This is a genomic window from Microbacterium sp. NPDC089189 (assembly GCF_040685095.1).
GTDB lineage: Bacteria > Actinomycetota > Actinomycetes > Actinomycetales > Microbacteriaceae > Microbacterium.
Genome location: NZ_JBFBHG010000009.1, coordinates 1 through 18,994 on the forward strand (window position 1 = coordinate 1; position 18,994 = coordinate 18,994).

General features: G+C 69.9%; 20 protein-coding genes. 17 read left to right on the top strand and 3 right to left on the bottom strand.

Annotated elements, in window-relative coordinates:
- Positions 1-1,794: transcription termination factor Rho (gene rho / locus AB0N73_RS06795; protein ID WP_363561695.1), on the top strand; the 1,794-nt coding region annotated here is incomplete at its 5' end.
- A gap of 26 nt (positions 1,795-1,820) precedes the next feature.
- Positions 1,821-2,897 (top strand): peptide chain release factor 1, encoded by a 1,077-nt coding sequence (gene prfA, locus AB0N73_RS06800; protein ID WP_363561905.1) that lies wholly within the window; start codon positions 1,821-1,823, stop codon positions 2,895-2,897.
- 30 nt (positions 2,898-2,927) lie between these two features.
- Here the strand turns inward: prfA and AB0N73_RS06805 are convergent, their stop codons facing one another.
- The 3 genes from AB0N73_RS06805 to cysK all read right to left on the bottom strand — a co-directional run bounded on the left by AB0N73_RS06805 (position 2,928) and on the right by cysK (position 5,993).
- A complete protein-coding gene (locus AB0N73_RS06805) occupies positions 2,928-4,325 on the bottom strand; it encodes an amidase (RefSeq protein ID WP_363561697.1) in 1,398 nt (465 codons plus the stop codon).
- 149 nt (positions 4,326-4,474) lie between these two features.
- A complete protein-coding gene (gene epsC / locus AB0N73_RS06810; RefSeq protein ID WP_363561699.1) occupies positions 4,475-5,053 on the bottom strand; it encodes a serine O-acetyltransferase EpsC in 579 nt (192 codons plus the stop codon).
- Position 5,054: 1 nt separating this feature from the next.
- Positions 5,055-5,993 carry a cysteine synthase A gene (cysK, locus tag AB0N73_RS06815; protein ID WP_363561701.1) on the bottom strand — a complete coding sequence of 313 codons (939 nt, stop codon included), beginning with the start codon at positions 5,991-5,993 and terminating at the stop codon, positions 5,055-5,057.
- A 101-nt stretch (positions 5,994-6,094) separates the two neighbouring features.
- On the opposite strand from cysK, the gene prmC reads away from it, so the two are divergent.
- The 15 genes from prmC to AB0N73_RS06890 all read left to right on the top strand — a co-directional run bounded on the left by prmC (position 6,095) and on the right by AB0N73_RS06890 (position 18,980).
- The gene (prmC, locus tag AB0N73_RS06820; RefSeq protein WP_363561703.1) at positions 6,095-7,006 is read left to right on the top strand and encodes a peptide chain release factor N(5)-glutamine methyltransferase; all 912 of its coding nucleotides are present in this window, start codon (positions 6,095-6,097) and stop codon (positions 7,004-7,006) included.
- A 39-nt stretch (positions 7,007-7,045) separates the two neighbouring features.
- Positions 7,046-7,738: an L-threonylcarbamoyladenylate synthase gene (locus AB0N73_RS06825; protein ID WP_363561705.1), complete on the top strand. Its 693-nt coding sequence runs from the start codon at positions 7,046-7,048 to the stop codon at positions 7,736-7,738.
- Positions 7,735-8,916: an MraY family glycosyltransferase gene (locus AB0N73_RS06830; protein ID WP_363561707.1), complete on the top strand. Its 1,182-nt coding sequence runs from the start codon at positions 7,735-7,737 to the stop codon at positions 8,914-8,916. The genes AB0N73_RS06825 and AB0N73_RS06830 overlap by 4 nt, the downstream gene beginning before the upstream one ends.
- Positions 8,913-9,398 carry a hypothetical protein gene (locus tag AB0N73_RS06835; protein WP_363561709.1) on the top strand — a complete coding sequence of 162 codons (486 nt, stop codon included), beginning with the start codon at positions 8,913-8,915 and terminating at the stop codon, positions 9,396-9,398. Before AB0N73_RS06830 ends, AB0N73_RS06835 begins: the two co-directional genes overlap by 4 nt.
- A gap of 124 nt (positions 9,399-9,522) precedes the next feature.
- The gene (gene atpB, locus AB0N73_RS06840; protein ID WP_363561711.1) at positions 9,523-10,332 is read left to right on the top strand and encodes a F0F1 ATP synthase subunit A; all 810 of its coding nucleotides are present in this window, start codon (positions 9,523-9,525) and stop codon (positions 10,330-10,332) included.
- A 43-nt stretch (positions 10,333-10,375) separates the two neighbouring features.
- Positions 10,376-10,615 (top strand): F0F1 ATP synthase subunit C, encoded by a 240-nt coding sequence (gene atpE, locus AB0N73_RS06845; RefSeq protein ID WP_243227107.1) that lies wholly within the window; start codon positions 10,376-10,378, stop codon positions 10,613-10,615.
- 29 nt (positions 10,616-10,644) lie between these two features.
- On the top strand, positions 10,645-11,199 hold the full coding sequence (locus tag AB0N73_RS06850) for a F0F1 ATP synthase subunit B (protein WP_363561713.1): 555 nt from the start codon (positions 10,645-10,647) through the stop codon (positions 11,197-11,199).
- A complete protein-coding gene (locus AB0N73_RS06855; protein ID WP_363561715.1) occupies positions 11,199-11,987 on the top strand; it encodes a F0F1 ATP synthase subunit delta in 789 nt (262 codons plus the stop codon). Before AB0N73_RS06850 ends, AB0N73_RS06855 begins: the two co-directional genes overlap by 1 nt.
- A gap of 79 nt (positions 11,988-12,066) precedes the next feature.
- The gene (gene atpA, locus AB0N73_RS06860; protein WP_363561717.1) at positions 12,067-13,707 is read left to right on the top strand and encodes a F0F1 ATP synthase subunit alpha; all 1,641 of its coding nucleotides are present in this window, start codon (positions 12,067-12,069) and stop codon (positions 13,705-13,707) included.
- Positions 13,708-13,727: 20 nt separating this feature from the next.
- Positions 13,728-14,630 (top strand): F0F1 ATP synthase subunit gamma, encoded by a 903-nt coding sequence (locus AB0N73_RS06865; RefSeq protein WP_363561719.1) that lies wholly within the window; start codon positions 13,728-13,730, stop codon positions 14,628-14,630.
- Between the two features lie 18 nt (positions 14,631-14,648).
- Positions 14,649-16,103, top strand: coding sequence for a F0F1 ATP synthase subunit beta (gene atpD, locus AB0N73_RS06870; protein WP_363561721.1), 1,455 nt, complete (start codon positions 14,649-14,651; stop codon positions 16,101-16,103).
- A gap of 2 nt (positions 16,104-16,105) precedes the next feature.
- A complete protein-coding gene (locus tag AB0N73_RS06875; protein WP_363561723.1) occupies positions 16,106-16,366 on the top strand; it encodes a F0F1 ATP synthase subunit epsilon in 261 nt (86 codons plus the stop codon).
- A gap of 121 nt (positions 16,367-16,487) precedes the next feature.
- The gene (locus tag AB0N73_RS06880) at positions 16,488-17,237 is read left to right on the top strand and encodes a peroxide stress protein YaaA (protein WP_363561725.1); all 750 of its coding nucleotides are present in this window, start codon (positions 16,488-16,490) and stop codon (positions 17,235-17,237) included.
- A gap of 117 nt (positions 17,238-17,354) precedes the next feature.
- Positions 17,355-18,065: a DUF5684 domain-containing protein gene (locus tag AB0N73_RS06885; protein WP_363561727.1), complete on the top strand. Its 711-nt coding sequence runs from the start codon at positions 17,355-17,357 to the stop codon at positions 18,063-18,065.
- 144 nt (positions 18,066-18,209) lie between these two features.
- Positions 18,210-18,980: a protein phosphatase 2C domain-containing protein gene (locus AB0N73_RS06890; protein WP_363561729.1), complete on the top strand. Its 771-nt coding sequence runs from the start codon at positions 18,210-18,212 to the stop codon at positions 18,978-18,980.
- The last annotated feature ends 14 nt before the right edge of the window (positions 18,981-18,994 follow it).

Consider the following 18,994-nt stretch of genomic DNA (forward strand, 5'->3'; position numbering starts at 1 on the left):
GTCGTCGCCGACGCACCGGCGGCCGAGGTGACGGCCGAGGCGCCCGCCGCCGAGGCCCCGGTGAAGGCGCCGCGCAAGCGCGCCCCCCGCCGCGCGAAGAGCACGGAGGCCGCGCCCGAGCAGCCCGCCGCCGACGCTCCGGCCGAGGCGCCCGCCGCCGAGACGGCCGAGACCGCGGCGAGCACGCCCGCCGAGACCCCCGACGTCGCGCCCGAGCGCGAGGCCTCGGCCCCCGCACAGGCCGACACCGCCGCCGAGGCCGACGCCTCCGGCAGTGCCGAGACCGACGCCTCGGCCGAGAAGTCCGGCGACGCGGACGCCTCGACCGAGGGCGAGAGCACCGGTCGTGGCCGCAGCCGGAGCCGAAGCCGCAACCGCAACCGCCGCGACGGCGCCCAGAACGGCGACGCGCAGAACGGTCAGGAGCAGGGCGGCAATCGCCAGGAGCAGGGCGGACAGAACCGTCAGGCTCAGAACCCCCGCGGTCAGGGCGCGCAGAACTCGCCGGCCGCCGCATCCGACGACGACGAGCAGTCCGGTTCGGGCCGCGGGCGTCAGCGCAACAAGCGCCGCGGTCAGAGCCAGAACGACGAGTTCGACACCGAGATCGCCGAGGACGACGTCCTCATCCCGATCGCCGGCGTGCTCGACGTGCTCGACAACTACGCCTTCGTGCGCACGACGGGCTACCTGCCCGGCGCGAGCGACGTCTACGTGTCGCTCGGACAGGTCAAGAAGTACAACCTGCGCAAGGGTGACGCCGTCGTCGGTGCCATCAAGCAGCCGCGCGACGGCGAGCAGTCCGGCCGCCAGAAGTACAACGCGCTCGTCAAGGTCGACTCGGTCAACGGACTCTCCGTCGAGGATGCCGCCGAGCGCGTCGAGTTCGGCAAGCTCACGCCGCTCTACCCGCAGGAGCGCCTGCGGCTCGAGACGGCTCCCGAGAAGCTGACCCAGCGGATCATCGACCTGGTGGCGCCGATCGGCAAGGGCCAGCGCGGCCTGATCGTCGCGCCGCCCAAGGCCGGCAAGACCATCGTGCTGCAGCAGATCGCCAACGCGATCGCCCACAACAACCCCGAGGTCCACCTCATGGTCGTGCTCGTCGACGAGCGCCCCGAAGAGGTCACCGACATGCAGCGCACGGTCAAGGGCGAGGTCATCGCCTCGACCTTCGACCGCCCGGCCGAGGACCACACCACCGTCGCGGAGCTCGCGATCGAGCGCGCGAAGCGTCTCGTCGAGCTCGGTCGCGACGTGGTCGTGCTGCTCGACTCGATCACCCGCCTCGGACGTGCGTACAACGTGTCCGCCCCGACGAGCGGCCGTGTGCTCTCCGGCGGCGTGGACGCGGCGGCGCTCTACCCGCCCAAGCGCTTCTTTGGCGCTGCGCGCAACATCGAGAACGGTGGATCGCTCACGATCCTCGCGACCGCGCTCGTGGAGACCGGTTCCAAGATGGACGACGTCATCTTCGAGGAGTTCAAGGGCACCGGCAACAGCGAGCTGCGTCTGTCGCGTCAGCTGGCCGACAAGCGCATCTTCCCGGCCGTCGACGTGAACGCGTCGAGCACCCGCCGCGAAGAGATGCTGCTGTCGTCCGACGAGGTCAAGATCACGTGGAAGCTGCGTCGCGCCCTCGCCGGTCTCGACCCGCAGCAGGCGCTCGAAGTCGTCCTGGGCAAGCTCAAGGAGACCTCCTCGAACGTCGAGTTCCTCGTGCAGATGCAGAAGTCCATCCCGGCTCCGGCCGCGGGCGGGCACTCGCACGGGCACGAGAACAACATCCGCTGACCGGGTCGGCCATGTCCGACACCGGCATGCTCGACTCCGTCAAAGGGCTGATCGAGGAGCACAGGGCGGTCCAGGAGGAACTCTCCGACCCCGCCGTGCACGCCGACGCGGTGCGCGCCAAGCGCGTCAACCGGCGGTACGCGGAACTGTCGCGGATCGTGCACGCCTATGAGGCGTGGGTGGCCGCATCCGATGATCTGGATGCGGCGCGCGAACTCGCCAAGGAGGACGCGGCGTTCGCCGACGAGGTGCCGGCGCTCGAGGAGAGCGTCGACGGCGCGCAGGAGAAGCTGCGTCGTCTGCTGATCCCGCGCGACCCCGACGACGCCCGTGACGTCATCATGGAGATCAAGGCGGGGGAGGGCGGCGCCGAGAGTGCGCTGTTCGCCGCCGATCTCCTGCGGATGTACGTGCAGTACGCGGCGGCGAAGGGGTGGAAGACCGAGCTGCTGGAGCGCAACGAGTCCGACCTCGGCGGCTACAAGGACGTCCAGGTCGCCATCAAGGGCTCCTCCAGTGACCCGGCGCAGGGCGTGTGGGCGCACCTCAAATACGAGGGCGGCGTGCACCGCGTCCAGCGCGTGCCGGCCACCGAGTCGCAGGGCCGCATCCACACCTCGACGACGGGGGTGCTCGTCTTCCCCGAGGTCGATGCCCCCGAAGAGATCTCGATCGACCCCAACGACCTCAAGATCGACGTGTTCCGCTCCTCCGGGCCGGGCGGCCAGTCGGTCAACACGACCGACTCGGCCGTGCGCATCACCCACGTCCCGACGGGCATCGTGGTGTCGATGCAGAACGAGAAGTCGCAGCTGCAGAACCGGGAGGCCGGTATGCGCGTCCTCCGCGCGCGGCTCCTGGCACGTCAGCAGGAAGAGCTGGAGGCCGCGGCATCCGACGCCCGCCGCTCGCAGATCCGCGGCATGGATCGCTCCGAGCGCATCCGCACGTACAACTTCCCCGAGAACCGCATCGCCGATCACCGCACGGGGTACAAGGCCTACAACCTCGACCAGGTGATGGACGGCGCCCTCGGGCCGATCGTCGAATCCGCGATCGCCGCCGACGAAGAAGCACGCCTCGCGGCTCTCGCCGCGGACTGACCCGCCCGCTCTACGCCGGGGCGCGCGGCGTCACCAGAGCGGCGGATGGGGCAGCGGCCCGCGCCGGCGCTCGAGCTGCGCCGCGAGCGCCAGCAGTGTGGCCTCGCCCCCGGGGCGGCCCACCAGCTGGACCGAGACCGGGTGGCCGTCGGCGGCCCGGGTGACCGGAACAGTGAGCGCGGGCAGGCCCGCGACGTTCACGTAGCTCGAGTACGGCGCGTACTCCACCTGCATCGCGAACGTGCGCTCCGGGTCCTGGCCGGCGTACGCGCCGACCGGACGAGGTGACTGCGCGAGGGCCGGGGTCAGCACGGCGTCGTACGGGGAGAACGCCTCGATCGTCGCCCTCTCGAACGCGCGGGCGGCGGCCAGCGCGTCGAGAAGCCGCGTCGCCGGGAGCGCGCGCCCCTCCGCGACCAGCCAGGCCGTGAGCGGTTCCACCGTCTGCATGTCGTGCGCGCTGAGGGGGATGCGCGCGGCGCTCGCACGCCAGAGCACGCGGAACAGGGCCGGATAGCCCTGCGGTCGCCAGTCGAACTCCTCGACCGACTGTCCGTCGCCGGCCAGCCAGCCGGCCGCCGCATCCACCGCGGCGCGCGCCGCGGGATCGAGACGGATGTCCTCGTCGTCGTCCCAGGGCGAGGTCAGGGTCACGCCGACCCTCCCGCGCGCCGGGTCGCGCCGCGCGGCGTCGAGGAAGGGGCCCGACCCGGGCGCGCCCGTCGCGTAACGGAACGGCGCGAGCCCGACGAGCGCGTCGAGGAGGAAGGCGGCGTCCTCGGCGGTGCGCGCGAGGGGGCCGGTGACGGCGAGGCCGTCCGGTGCGTCGAACCCCGATCCGATCGGCAGGCGCCCGCGGGAGGGCTTCAGCCCCACGACGCCCACGGTCGCGGCGGGGATGCGGATCGATCCGCCGCCGTCCGAGCCGATGGCGAGCGGCAGCAGTCCCGCGGCGACGGCCACCGCGGCGCCGCCGCTGGACCCGCCCGCGCCGTGCGCGGTGTTCCACGGGTCGCGGGCCGGTCGGGACGTCAGCGGCTCGGTGAACCCGGTGAGGCCGAACTCGCTCGTCGCCGTCTTGCCGACCGACACCGCGCCGGCGGCATCCACCGCTGCGGCGAGCGGATCGGACACGGTCGGGACGTGCGCGGCGCGGGCGCGGGAGCCGTAGCGGGTGGCGACGCCCGCACGGGCGACCAGATCCTTGTCGGCGTGGGGGAGGGCCCAGAGGGGGCCGGAGGGCGGCGAGGCGGCGAGCTGCGCGGCCCGCTCGCGGGCGGCCTCGGGCGTCACCTCGGCGAATGCGCCCAGCGCCTCGTGGCGCGCGATCCGGGCGAGGTAGTGGTCGGTGGCGCGCTGCGGGTCCACGTCGCCCGCGCGCAGCGCTGCCGCCAGCTCGACGGCCGACAGCTCGTGCAACGCATCCATCCTTCGAGCGTAGACCGGCCCCCGCACGCCCAGCCCCGCCCTGCCTCCCGACTCCGCCGCATCCCGCCGAGCGAGCATCCATTCGGCGAGGGAGCACCCGATCAGGTGCTCGCTCGCCGATCAGGTGCTCAGTCGGGGTGGATGCGGCGTCAGATGCTGTACTCGGGAGCGGTCAGCAGCGCCCGGGTGTCCTCGCCCGCCCGGCGCAGCCGGGCCTTGGCCGGAACGCCCACCAGCACGCTGTCGGGTGCGGCATCCTTCGTCACGACCGCGTTGGCCCCGACGACCGTGTGCGCGCCGAGCGTGACGGGGCCGAGCACCTTCGCACCCGCGCCCACGGCCACGCCGTCGCCCAGGGTGGGGTGCCGTTTGCCGCCCTCGCGCTGCCGGCCGCCCAGGGTGACCCCGTGGTAGAGCATGACGTCGTCGCCGACCTCGGCGGTCTCCCCGATCACGACGCCCATGCCGTGGTCGATGAAGAAGCGCCGCCCGATCTGCGCGCCCGGATGGATCTCGATGCCGGTGAGCCACCGGGTGATCTGCGATCCCGCACGGGCCGCGAAGCGCCAACGCCGAACCCACAGCGCGTGCCAGACCCGGTGCGCCCAGATGGCGTGCAGCCCGGGGTAGAGCAGGGCGATCTCGAGAGAGCCGCGTGCGGCGGGATCGCGCAGTCGCGCCGCGGCGATGTCCTCACGGATGCGGCCCACGACGCCGCCCGTCACCACCTCAGTCCTCGCGCAGGTGCTCGAAGAGCGCCGTGGTGAGGTAGCGCTCTCCGCCCGAGGGGATGATGACCACGATGTTCTTGCCGGCCGCTTCGGGACGCGCCGCGATCTGCAGGGCGGCCCAGACCGCCGCGCCGCTCGACATGCCCACCAGGATGCCGTCCTTCGCGGCGACGTCGCGCGCCAGCCGGATCGCGTCGTCGAACTCGACGTCGATCACCTCGTCGATGACGTCGCGGTCGAGGATGGCGGGGACGAAGTTCGGGCCGATGCCCTGGATCTTGTGCGGCCCCGGGTGCCCCTTGGTGAGGATGGGGGAGTCGGCGGGCTCGACGGCGACGATCTTCACGCCCGGCACGCGCTCCTTCAGCACCTGACCGACGCCGGTGATCGTGCCGCCCGTGCCGATGCCGGCGACGAAGTAGTCGACCTGACCGTCGGTGTCGCGGAGGATCTCCTCGGCCGTGGTGCGGCGGTGGATGTCGGGGTTCGCCTCGTTCTCGAACTGACGCGCCCAGACGGCGCCCGGGGTCTCGGCGACGATGCGCTTGGCCTCGTCGACGGCGAACGACATGCCCTTCGTGGGGTCGGTCAGCACGAGCTCGGCGCCGAACGCCTTCAGCAGGATGCGACGCTCCTTCGACATGGAGGCGGGCATCGTGAGGATCACGCGGTATCCGCGCGCGGCGCCCACCATGGCCAGGGCGATACCGGTGTTGCCGCTCGTGGACTCGACGATCGTGCCGCCGGGCTTCAGCTCTCCGGAGGCCTCGGCGGCATCGACGATCGCGATGCCGAGGCGGTCCTTGACGCTCGAGGCGGGGTTGTAGAACTCGAGCTTCGCGAGGATGTTGCCCGCCACCCCCTCGGCGACGCGGTTGAGCCGGACGAGCGGCGTGCCGCCGAATGCGGACGTGATGTCGGAGTGGATTCCGGTCATGGCGTGGCCTTTCACGAGTCGGGAAGCGCGCGTCCAGCCTAGGGGAGGGACGCCGGGAGGGCGCGCGTGTGACGAGGGCGCGCACTAGGCTGTCGGGGTCTATGTCTGCCGTCATCCCGCCCGAGTCCCCCGCCCTGTCCGCCTCCGCCGAGCACGTCCTGGTGGCGGATGCCGTGGCGTACGCCGCCGCGCGGTTCGAGCGATCGGGGATCACCGGTCCCCGCGTGGACGCGGAGCTGCTCGCGTCGCATGTGCGCGGTGTGGGCCGGGGCGAGCTCCAGGCCGCCATGATCCGCGGCGATCGGCTGACCCCATCCGAGGTCGAGTCGTACCGCTCCCTTCTCGAGCGACGTGCCGCGCGCGAACCCCTGCAGCACCTCACCGGCGTCGCCTACTTCCGTCACCTGGAGCTGGCCGTCGGCCCCGGCGTCTTCGTCCCGCGTCCCGAGACCGAGATGGTCGCGCAGCTGGCGATCGACGCGCTGCGCGCCCAGGCATCGCCCGCCCCCGTCGCCGTCGACCTCGGCACCGGTTCCGGCGCGATCGCCCTGGCCCTGGCCACCGAGGTGCCGCACGCCCGGGTGCACGCGGCCGAGAACTCGGTCGATGCGTTCGTCTGGACCAAGGAGAACTTCGCACGGGTGGGGGCGTCCAACGCGCGCCTCGCGTTCATCGACCTCGACCGCGCGTTCCCCGAGCTCGACGGCACCGTGTCGGTGCTGGTGTCGAACCCTCCCTACGTCCCGGATGCGGCGGTGCCGCGCGATCCGGAGGTGCGCCTGTTCGATCCGGCGCACGCGCTCTACGGCGGCGAGGACGGATTGGATGTGGTCCGCCAGCTCGCGGAGACGGGGCTCCGCCTCGTGCACCCCGGGGGACTGATCGTCATCGAGCACGGCGAGCTCCAGGGCGCCGAGGTGCGCGCGGTGCTCACGGCGGCCGGCTGGCGCTCCGCCGCCACCCACCCCGATCTGACCCTCCGCGACCGGGCCACGACGGCGACGCGACCCTGAGAGGGCCGCGGCGGCGTCGCCGCGTAGACTGATGCGGCCATGGCCACTCTCTTTGACTGTCGCGACGAGACGCAGCTGCTGACGGGAATGCGACAGGCGAGGCACGCGTTCGCGCGCGGCGAACTCGTCGTCCTCCCCACCGACACCGTGTACGGCGTCGCCGCCGACGCGTTCAGCCCTGCGGCGGTCGCGCGTCTGCTGGCCGCCAAGGGGCGCGGCAGGCAGCAGCCGCCGCCCGTGCTCGTGGCGGGTCTCACGACCGTGCGTGCGCTCGTGAGCGAGCTGCCCGAGCAGATCGAGAGACTCGTCGAGGCCCACTGGCCCGGCGGCCTGACGATCGTCCTTCCCGCTCAGCCCTCGCTGTCGTGGGATCTGGGGGAGACCCGCGGAACCGTGGCCGTCCGGATGCCGGCGCACCGACTCGCGCTCGAGCTGCTGGAGGAGACCGGGCCGCTCGCCGTCTCGAGCGCCAACCTCACCGGCCAGCCCGCCGCGGTCGACGCCCACAACGCCCAGCAGATGCTGGGCGACAGCGTCTCGGTCTACCTCGACGACGGTCCGAGCATGATGGGCATCGCCTCGACGATCATCGACGCCACCGGCCTCTGCTTCGGAGCGGGGGGTTCCGTGCGCATCCTCCGCCACGGCGCCGTGACGCGGGCCGAACTCGAGACGGCACTCGGCGACGCGCTCGCGCCCGAGCCGGACGAGGACGCCGGCGGGACGGCGTGACCCAGTACCTGCTCATCGCCGCGATCACCGCGGTGATCACGTTCGGGCTGTCATGGGCGGTGTGGAAGCTCGCGATCCGCTACAAGCTGCACCCGCCGATCCGCGAACGCGACGTGCACACCCGGCCGACGCCGCGTCTGGGCGGCATCGCGATGTTCCTGGGGGTGGCTGCGGCCTTCGCGATCTCGTCGCAGAACCCGTTCTTCGCGATCTTCTGGGCCGACCCGTGGCCGGTGCTGTCGATCCTCGGCGCGACGCTGCTGATCGTCCTCGTCGGGGTGGCGGACGACCTGTGGGACCTGGACTGGATGATCAAACTCGGGGCGCAGTTCGTCGCCGCCGGCATCATCGCGTGGTTCGGTCACATCCAGATCTACGCGCTGCCCATCGGCGGGCTCACGGTCGGATCGAGCTGGATGAGCTTCGCGCTCACCGTGTTCGCCATCGTCATCGTGATGAACGCGGTCAACTTCATCGACGGCCTGGACGGGCTCGTCGCCGGCGTCTGCCTCATCGCGAACGGCATCTTCTTCGTCTACGCCTACGTGCTCACCCGCGACATCGGCGCGAGCACGTACTTCAACCTCGCGTCCTTCATCGCGGTGGTGCTCGTCGGCGCGTGCGTGGGGTTCCTGCCCTTCAACTGGCACCGGGCGAAGATGTTCATGGGCGATGCCGGAGCGCTCATGCTGGGCCTGCTGATGGCCACCTCGGCGGTCTCGATCACCGGCATCCTCGACCCCGCAGCCCTCGACCCCGACCAGCTGGGACGCTCGCAGCTGCTGGGTGCGTTCATCCCGATCCTCCTGCCGGTCGCCGTCGTCATCCTGCCGCTCATCGACTTCGGGTCCGCGATCCTGCGCCGGATGCGGGCGGGGAAGTCGCCGTTCTCGCCCGACCGCAAGCATCTGCACCACCGCATGCTCGACATGGGGCATTCGGACCGCGATGCGGTGCTGATCTTCTATGCATGGACGGCGATCATCGGCATCGCGTTCCTGCTCATGTACATCGCGACCCGCGAGGACTGGTTCGGCCAGTACTGGGTCGGCGTCGCCTTCGGCGTGGTCGGCATCGCCGCCTGCCTCGTCGTCACCTTCCTCCCCGCCCGCCGTCCCGCGTCCGCGCGCGCGGCGGGCACCCCCACCCCCGACGGCGCCGCCGAGGAGATCTCATGACCCGCCCCACCGTGTCCAGCACGCCTCTTCTGCGGATGACGCTCATCATCGGCTCGATCGTGGGCGGGGTGCTGCTGATCGCCGCCGGCATCGTGGGGTACCTGGTCGCGGGGGAGGACGGGCTGGCCAGCGGCCTGGTCGGCGCGCTCATCGGCGCGGTCTTCCCCGCCTTCACGGCCATCAGCATCCTCATCGCGAACCGCTTCTACGGTCGGCCGGCGTACCTGCAGATCTTCTTCGGCGTCGTCCTGGGCGGCTGGCTGCTCAAGTTCATCCTGGTGATCGTCGCGCTGGTCGTCCTCACGCGCGTGGACTGGGTCGTGCCGCTCGTGTTCTACTTCTCTCTTCTCGCGACCGCGATCGCCTCGCTGGTGGTCGATCTGATCGTTCTGATGAAGATGCGTCTGCCCGCGGTGTCCGACATCGTGATGCCGGCCGGGGACGAAGACCCGGGGATGTCCGCCGGGACACGATCCGTTTGATAGGCTTACCAAGGCCTCGACGGCGGGTAAAAGACAGCGGTGACGCTGGGAGCCTGCCGAGGACGACTGTTCCCGATCATCACCCGTGCCCCGCTGCTGGGCACGAGAAGCTGGAGCCACTCCGTTGACTCAAGCGAATGTGCTCGCCGCGCTGCTGCCCGCCGCGGATAATGAGTTCCACCCGCCGTCGATCTCAGACTTCTTCCCGCCGATCCTTCTCTTCGAAGGCACGCCGCTGGAATTCACGCGCATCAACCTGATCCAGGTGCTCGCGACGGTCGTGCTGGTGCTCTTCCTCGTGCTGGGGACGCGACGGATGACCGTCGTCCCGGGGCGCTTCCAGAGCGTCGTCGAGCTCGGCTTCGGCTTCGTGCGCGACCAGATCGTCTACCAGATCCTGGGCGAGAAGGACGGGCGTCGGTTCATGCCGATCCTCAGCGCCCTCTTCTTCGGCATCCTGTTCATGAACCTGACGGGCGTCATCCCCGGGTTGAACATGGCCGGCACCTCGGTCGCCGGAGCGCCCTTCGTCTTCGCGCTCATCGCGTACGTCCTCTTCGTCTACGCGGGAATCCGCAAGCACGGCGTCGGCGGGTTCCTCAAGAACTCGCTCATCCCGAGCGGAGTCCCCGTCTACCTGGTGCCGATCATCGCGATCGTCGAGCTCATCTCGACCTTCATCGCCCGGCCGGTCTCGCTGTTCCTGCGACTGCTGCTCAACATGATGGTCGGGCACCTCATGCTGGTCCTCTTCTTCGCGGCCACGCAGTTCTTCCTCCTGAGCATGAACTGGTTCATGCCCATGGCCGCCGGCACGCTGGCACTCGGCTTCGCCTTCACCCTCTTCGAGATCTTCGTCGCCGCTCTTCAGGCGTACGTGTTCACGGTCCTCACCGCGGTGTATATCCAGCTCGCCGTGGCCGAGGAGCACTGACGGACGGCCATACGGCTGTTCACCCTACGAAAGGAAACGACCCATGGAAGCAACGACGGTACTCGCCGCGATCACGGGCAACATCGCGACGGTCGGCTACGGCCTCGCCGCCATCGGCCCGGCCATCGGCCTCGGCATCATGATCGGCAAGACCATCGAGGCAACCGCCCGTCAGCCCGAGCTGGCCGGTCGCCTGCAGACCACGATGTTCATCGGTGTCGCATTCATCGAGATCCTCGCGCTGATCGGCATCGCCACGCCGTTCATCTTCAACGCTCTTTGATCGTCGTCAGAACCTGCTAAGGAGGCAAGATGCTGAACGCTCTTGTCACGGTCGCCGCCGAAGAAGGCGAGGTCGGTAACCCGCTGTTCCCGGCGGCTTACGACATCATCTGGTCTGCCGTGTGCATGCTGGTCATCGTGATCGTCGTGTGGCGGGTCGCCCTGCCGCGCATCGGCACGGTGCTCGACGCGCGCTCGGCCGCGATCGAAGGCAACATCGCGAAGGCCGACGAGGCACAGCGTCAGGCCGAAGCCGCTCTCGAGGAGTACACGGCGCAGCTCGCCGAGGCTCGCAAGGAAGCCGGCGCGATCCGTGAGGCCGCCCGCGAGGACGGCAAGAAGATCATCGCCGAGTCGCGTGAGAACGCCTCCGCCGAGGCCGCGCGCCTCACCGCGCAGGCGCACACGCAGATCGAGGCCGAGACGCAGACCGCTCGCACGGCGCTGCGCGGCGAAGTGGGCACGCTCGCACTCGATCTCGCCGGTGGCGTGCTCGGCGCGAAGCTCGCCGACGACACCACCGCACAGAGCGTCGTCGACCGGTTCCTCGCGGAGCTGGAAGCCTCCGAGAAGGCGGCGAAGTAATGGGAAGCGCGACCACGCAGGCCCGGACGGCCACGACGGCGGCGCTCGACGCCGCGACCGGGGTCGACCTGGCCGTCGCCGGTGAGCTGTTCCAGGCCGTTCGGCTGCTGGGATCGTCGTCGGCTCTGGCCGGTGCGCTCGCCAACCCGGCCGCTGCGCCGGCCGCGCGTTCCCGCGTCGTCTCGGACGTCTTCGGCGCCGCACTGTCGCCGGTGTCGGTGACGCTGCTCGACGCGGCGACCGCGGTCCGCTGGTCCTCGGTCGACGACTTCGTCGACGGCGTCGAGGAACTCGCGATCCGTGCCGCCTCGAAGGCCACCGACACCGATCTGGAGGGGGAGCTGTTCGCCTTCGCCCAGACGGTGGCGGCGAACCCCGAGCTCGAACTCGCCCTCGGCCGTCGCTTCGGCGACAACGCGGCCAAGGGTGCGCTGGTGACGTCGTTGCTGTCCGGCCGCGCGAGTGAGGCGGCCACCCTGGTGGTGTCCTCGCTCGCCCAGCAGCCGCGCGAGCGCCGCATCCGCCAGGCGCTGACCTGGGCGATGAACCTGGTGGCGTCGCAGCGCGGACGAGTGGTCGCCTCGGTGACCTCGGCGACCGCGATCAGCGATGCGCAGGCCGAGCGCCTGCGCGATGCCCTGGCGCGTCGCTACGGCACCGAGGTCTCCCTCAACACCGTCATCGACCCGTCGATCGTGGGTGGCCTGCGCGTGCAGATCGCCGACGACGTCATCGACGCGAGCATCTCCGCGAAGCTCGCCGACCTCCGCCAGCGTCTCGCAGGCTGAGCACAGACTTCCCGCACTGATCCCGATACGGCCAGCGCGGAGACTTCGGGGCCGAGGCCCCACGAACCGAAGGAAGACAATGGCAGACATCTCCATCAGCCCCGACGTCATCCGTGACGCCCTGAAGGACTTCGTCGCAGCATACGAGCCCACCGGTGCCGCCACGGCAGAGGTCGGCTCGGTCATCGACGCCGCCGACGGCATCGCGCACATCGAGGGCCTTCCCGGCCTCATGGCGAACGAGCTCGTCGTCTTCGAAGACGGCACGCAGGGCTTGGCGCTGAACCTCGACGAGCACGAGGCCGGTGTGGTCGTCCTCGGCGACTTCTCCGGCATCGAGGCCGGACACCCCGTCACGCGTACTGGCGAGGTGCTGTCGGCACCCGTCGGCGACGGCTTCCTCGGACGCGTCGTCGACCCGCTCGGCAACCCGATCGACGGACTGGGCGCCATCGAGTCCGAGGGCCGTCGTGCGCTCGAGCTCCAGGCTCCCGGCGTCATGCAGCGCAAGAGCGTCCACGAGCCGCTGCAGACCGGCATCAAGGCCATCGACGCGATGATCCCCGTCGGCCGCGGCCAGCGTCAGCTGATCATCGGCGACCGCCAGACCGGCAAGACGGCGATCGCGATCGACACGATCATCAACCAGAAGGACAACTGGGACTCCGGCGACGTCAACAAGCAGGTGCGATGCATCTACGTGGCGATCGGTCAGAAGGGCTCCACGATCGCGGCCGTCAAGGGTGCGCTCGAGGACGCCGGCGCGATGGAGTACACCACCATCGTCGCCGCCCCCGCGTCCGACCCGGCCGGCTTCAAGTACCTCGCCCCCTACACCGGTTCGGCCATCGGCCAGCACTGGATGTACGGCGGCAAGCACGTCCTGATCATCTTCGACGACCTGTCGAAGCAGGCCGAGGCGTACCGCGCCGTGTCGCTCCTGCTGCGTCGTCCGCCGGGCCGTGAGGCGTACCCCGGTGACGTCTTCTACCTGCACTCCCGTCTGCTCGAGCGTTGCGCGAAGCTCTCGGACGAGCTCGGCGCCGGTTCCATGACGGGTCTGCCGATCATCGAGACGAAGGCCAACGACGTGTCGGCCTACATCCCGACGAACGTGATCTCGATCACCGACGGCCAGATCTTCCTGCAGTCCGACCTCTTCAACGCCAACCAGCGTCCCGCGGTCGACGTGGGTATCTCGGTGTCGCGCGTCGGTGGTGACGCCCAGGTGAAGTCGATCAAGAAGGTCTCGGGAACGCTGAAGCTCGAGCTCGCGCAGTATCGCTCGCTCGAAGCCTTCGCGATGTTCGCCTCCGACCTGGATGCGGCCTCCCGTCGCCAGCTCGCCCGCGGTGCGCGTCTGACCGAGCTGCTCAAGCAGCCGCAGTACTCGCCGTACCCGGTCGAGGAGCAGGTCGTCTCGATCTGGGCCGGCACCAACGGCAAGCTCGACACGATCGCCGTCGAAGACGTCCTGAAGTTCGAGCGCGAGCTGCTCGACCACCTGCGTCGCAACACGCAGGTCCTCGAGACGCTGCGTCAGACCAACGTGCTGGACGACGACACCGTCGCCACCCTCACGAAGGCGACGGACGAGTTCATCCTGGAGTTCACCTCCGGCGGCGCCACGGCCATCAACGGGCCGGGCAGCGAGCAGATCGCAGAGGCTGCGGCCGAGGACGTCAACCAGGAGAAGATCGTCAAGGGCCGTCGCGGCTGAGCGCCGCGAACTGAGAAATCATGGGCGCACAACTCCGGGTCTACAAGCAGAAGATCTCTTCTGCGCAGACCACCAAGAAGATCACGAAGGCGATGGAGCTCATCGCCGCCTCGCGGATCCAGAAGGCGATGGCCCGCGTGCGGGCGGCAGGCCCGTTCGCGGGTGCCGTCACCCGTGCGGTGTCCGCCGTGGCGACGTACTCCGACGTCGATCACCCGCTGACACGTGAACCCGAGACGATCCGCCGCTCCGCGGTGGTCATCTTCTCGTCGGACCGCGGTCTCGCGGGAGCCTTCAACTCCCAGGTGATCCGTGCGGGTGTCGAGCAGGGCGAGCTCCTGCGCAGCCAGGGGAGCGAGCCGGTGTACTACCTGATCGGACGCAAGTCCGTGGGGTACTTCCAGTTCCGCAAGCTCAAGGCGGCGGCGGAGTGGACGGGTGACACCGACACGCCGCACTTCTCGACGGCCGAGCAGATCTCCGACACGCTTCTCGAAGCCTTCCACCTCGGTGGCGAGCTCGGCGGCGTCGACGAGATCCACCTCGTCTACAACCGCTTCATCAGCATGATGACCCAGAGCCCCGAGACGGTTCGTCTCCTGCCGCTCGAGGTCGTCGAAGCCACGGATGAGCCGAGCGCGTCGAGCGCGGTCTACCCGCTCTACGAGTTCGAGCCCGAAGCCGAGACGGTGCTCGACGCACTGTTGCCGGTCTACATCCAGAGCCGTGTGTTCAACGCGCTGCTGCAGTCGTCCGCGGCGAAGCACGCGGCGACGCAGAAGGCGATGAAGTCGGCCAGCGACAACGCCGACAAGCTCATCACGGACTACACCCGCCTGCGCAACAATGCGCGTCAGGCGGAGATCACGCAGCAGATCGCCGAGATCGTCGGTGGCGCCGACGCCTTGGCCACCGGCAAGTAGAAAACGAGGAAGACAACCATGACCACCACCGCTTCGGCCGATCAGGCGCCCGTCGCCGTCGTCGGGCGCGTCGCGCGCGTGACCGGCCCCGTCGTCGACATCGAGTTCCCCCACGACGCGATTCCCGACATCTACAACGCGCTCAAGACCACCATCACCATCGGTGAGGAGTCGACCGAGATCACCCTCGAGGTCGCTCAGCACCTCGGTGACGACCTGGTGCGCGCCATCGCCCTCAAGCCGACGGACGGCATCGTCCGCGGCCAGGAGGTCCGTAACACCGGCGGCCCCATCACGGTGCCCGTCGGCGACGTCACCAAGGGCAAGGTCTTCAACGTCACCGGTGACATCCTGAACGGCACTCCGGGCGAGCAGGTCGAGATCACCGAGCGCTGGGGCATCCACCGCCAGGCGCCGAGCTTCGACCAGCTCGAGTCTAAGACCGAGATGTTCGAGACGGGTATCAAGAGCATCGACCTGCTGACCCCGTACGTGCAGGGCGGCAAGATCGGACTGTTCGGCGGTGCCGGTGTCGGCAAGACCGTCCTCATCCAGGAGATGATCCAGCGCGTCGCGCAGGATCACGGTGGTGTGTCGGTGTTCGCCGGTGTCGGTGAGCGCACCCGTGAGGGCAACGACCTCATCGGCGAGATGGAAGAGGCCGGTGTCTTCGACAAGACGGCCCTCGTGTTCGGCCAGATGGACGAGCCGCCGGGAACGCGTCTGCGCGTCGCCCTGTCGGCGCTGACGATGGCGGAGTACTTCCGCGACGTGCAGAAGCAGGACGTGCTGTTGTTCATCGACAACATCTTCCGCTTCACGCAGGCCGGTTCCGAGGTCTCGACGCTGCTGGGCCGCATGCCCTCCGCGGTGGGATACCAGCCGAACCTCGCCGACGAGATGGGTGTGCTCCAGGAGCGCATCACCTCGACGCGTGGTCACTCGATCACCTCGCTCCAGGCCATCTACGTCCCCGCCGACGACTACACCGACCCGGCTCCGGCGACGACGTTCGCGCACCTCGACGCGACGACCGAGCTTTCGCGTGAGATCGCGTCGAAGGGTCTGTACCCGGCCATCGACCCGCTCACCTCCACGAGCCGGATCCTGGACCCCCGCTACATCGGTGAGGACCACTACCGTGTGGCCACGTCGGTGAAGCAGATCCTGCAGAAGAACAAGGAACTCCAGGAGATCATCGCGATCCTCGGCGTCGACGAGCTGTCCGAAGAGGACAAGGTCGTCGTGTCGCGGGCCCGCCGCATCCAGCAGTTCCTGTCGCAGAACACCTACATGGCGAAGAAGTTCACCGGCGTCGAGGGCTCCACGGTCCCGATCAAGGAGACGATCGAGTCGTTCGACGCGATCGTCAAGGGCGAGTTCGACCACGTCGCCGAGCAGGCCTTCTTCAACGTCGGCGGCATCGGCGACGTCGAGGCCAAGTGGGCGCAGATCCAGAAGGAGAACGGCTGATCATGCCGCTCAAGGTGAGTCTCGTCTCCGCGGACGCCGAGGTGTGGTCCGGTGAGGCCACGCTCGTGATCGCGAAGACCATCGAGGGCGAGATCGGCTTCATGGCCGGTCACGAGCCCGTCCTGGCGATCCTCGCCGAGGGACAGGTGCGCATCACCGAGACCTCCGGCAACAAGATCGTCGCCAACGCGCACGACGGGTTCGTCTCGGTCGAGCACGACGAGGTCACGATCGTGGCAGGTAACGCCGCCCTCGTGTCCTGACACACATCATCACGTGCGCCGCCCGTTCCGACGGGCGGCGCACCTGTGTTTTCCCCGCCTCCGTCGCGGGACGTACCGTCACGACGGATGAGGCCGTCGCGCGATGAGAGGAACGCCGCGCATGCTGATCCTGCTCCCTCCGTCCGAGACCAAGCGTGCCGGTGGGAACGCTGCACCGCTGGTCCTCGACGATCTCGCCCTCCCGTCGCTCGCGGTCCAGCGTGCGCAGGCCGTGACGGCGCTGGCGGCGCTCTCGGAGACGCCGGAGGAGGCCGCGCGCGTGCTCGGGCTCAGCGCACGCCAGCTCGGCGAGATCGCGGTGAACGCGGCGATCGCCACCGCCCCGACCATGCCCGCGATCGACCGCTACACCGGTGTGCTGTACGACGCGGTGGATGCGGCGTCGCTGACCGCGCCGGCACGGCGCTGGCTCGGCTCCCACGTGCTCATCCAGTCCGCGCCGTTCGGGCCGGTGGGGGCGCTCGATCCCATTCCCGCGTACCGGCTCGCGGCGGGGGCAGCCCTGCCGGGTCTGCCGCCGCTCCGGCGCCACTGGGCGGAACCCGTGACAGCGGCGCTCGCGGCGGCATCCCCGTCGTTCGTGCTCGATCTGCGATCCGAGGCGTACGTCGCGCTCGGTCCGGTGCCGGCCGGCATCCGCTCGGTGTACCTGCGGGTCGTCACGCGCACCCCCGAGGGGAGCGTGCGCGCGCTCAACCACTTCAACAAGCACGCGAAGGGGGATCTCGTGCGCGCGCTGGCGCTCGCGCGGCCGCGGATCGGCTCGGTCGGAGCATTCCGGCGCTGGGCGAGCACCGCGGGCTTCAGCGTCGAGGACGGGGCCGCGGGCGAACTCGCGCTCGTCGTCTGACGGCCGCGCGGGTGTGTTGGCTGACAGGGAACACTCAGGATCGCTAGCATGAAGGGCGCGATCGAGACCGATCGCCCGCGGCCGCATCCGGCGCCGACCTAGACGATGGGACCTGCCATGCACCTGTACTACGACGATCCGAGTGGGAGTGTCGCCGCGCTGGCGGCGTTCTACCTGCTGCTCATCCCCTTCATCCTGCTCTTCGCCGCCGCAGGATACGTGCTCTCCTCGTGGTTCTACATGAAGATCTTCGAAAAGGCCGGCGTGCAGGGCAAGTGGCGCGCGTGGGTCCCGGTCTACAACTCGCTCATCTTCGCCAAGCTCGGCGACCTGAGCCCGTGGTGGCTGCTCGGCCTGATCGCCGGCAACGCCGTCCTCAGCTGGGTCCCCGTCCTGAACTTCCTCCTGCCGATCGCCGCGTGGATCTACCTGATCCTCGCCGCCTACCGCGTGGGTCTGAAGCTGCAGAAGGAGGGCGCCTGGGTCGTCCTCTACATCTTCCTGTCGATCGTCTGGCTCGGCATCGCCGCGTTCGACAAGTCGCGCTGGAACACGGCCGTGCGCCCCGCCGCGTGGGCCGGCAACTTCCTCGCCGACAAGACGGTCTGGCAGGGCATCCCGGTGCAGGTCGCGGGCTACGCCGCGCCGCCCGCCGGCTACGCCGCACCGCAGCCGGGCGCGCCCGCTCCGGGCGCCTACCCGCCCCCGCCCGCCGGCACCTACCCGCCGGCGCCCCCCGCCGGCGCCGTGCCGCCGGCACCTCCCGCCGGAACGGTGCCCCCGGCACCTCCCGCGGCGCCGAACGACACCGAGCCGCCGCGCGTCTGACCCGACGCGGGTGCAGCACAGCAGGCCCCGCCCTCGGCGGGGCCTGCTGTCACCCGCGCGGCTCCCGGCCCGGGTCGCCCGGGTTGGTTAGGATGTGATGACGCGCTCCGCGAGGATGCGCGTGCCCCGACGGAAGGACACCGCGTGCCGGAGGCAGCGACCCGGCGGCATACTGTGCCGCTGTCGCACGGATCGATCGATCTCGCCTGGGCGGCCCTGACGGATGTCGGACGCCGCCGCGAGGTCAACCAGGACGCGCTCCTGGCCGAGTACCCGTTGTTCGTCGTCGCCGACGGCATGGGCGGCCACATCGGAGGCGAGATCGCCAGTGCCAGCACCGTGACGCGCCTGGCGGGCGTCGTCGAGTCGGGAACCGTGACGCCGAAGGCCATCGAGAAGGCGCTCTCTCGCGCCGTGAAGGACATCGCCGCGCACCCCGAGGCCACGGACGAGGGCACCGGAACCACCGTGACCGGCGTGTTCCTGGAGCTCACCGGCGCCGAGCCCCACTGGGTGAGCCTCAACATCGGCGACTCCCGCGTCTACCTGATGCGCGACGACGACCTCCAGCAGATCACGACCGATCACTCCGTCGTGCAGGAGCTGGTGGCCGCGGGACGGCTCAGCCCGGAAGAGGCCGAGCACCACCCCTACGGCAACGTGATCACGCGCGCCGTGGGCCCGAGCGACAGCGTACGCCCCGACTACATCCGGCTCGACGTCGTGGACGGCGACCGTTTCGTCATCTGCTCCGACGGCCTCACCAAAGAGCTCACCGACTACGGGATCCAGCACTTCCTGCGCGAGAACGCGGATCCGTCGACGGCCGTGGAAGCCATGATGGACGCCGCGATCGAGAACGGCGGACGCGACAACGTCACCGTCGTGGTGCTCGACGTCGCCCGGCGCGACTGACCGCTTCTCCCCAG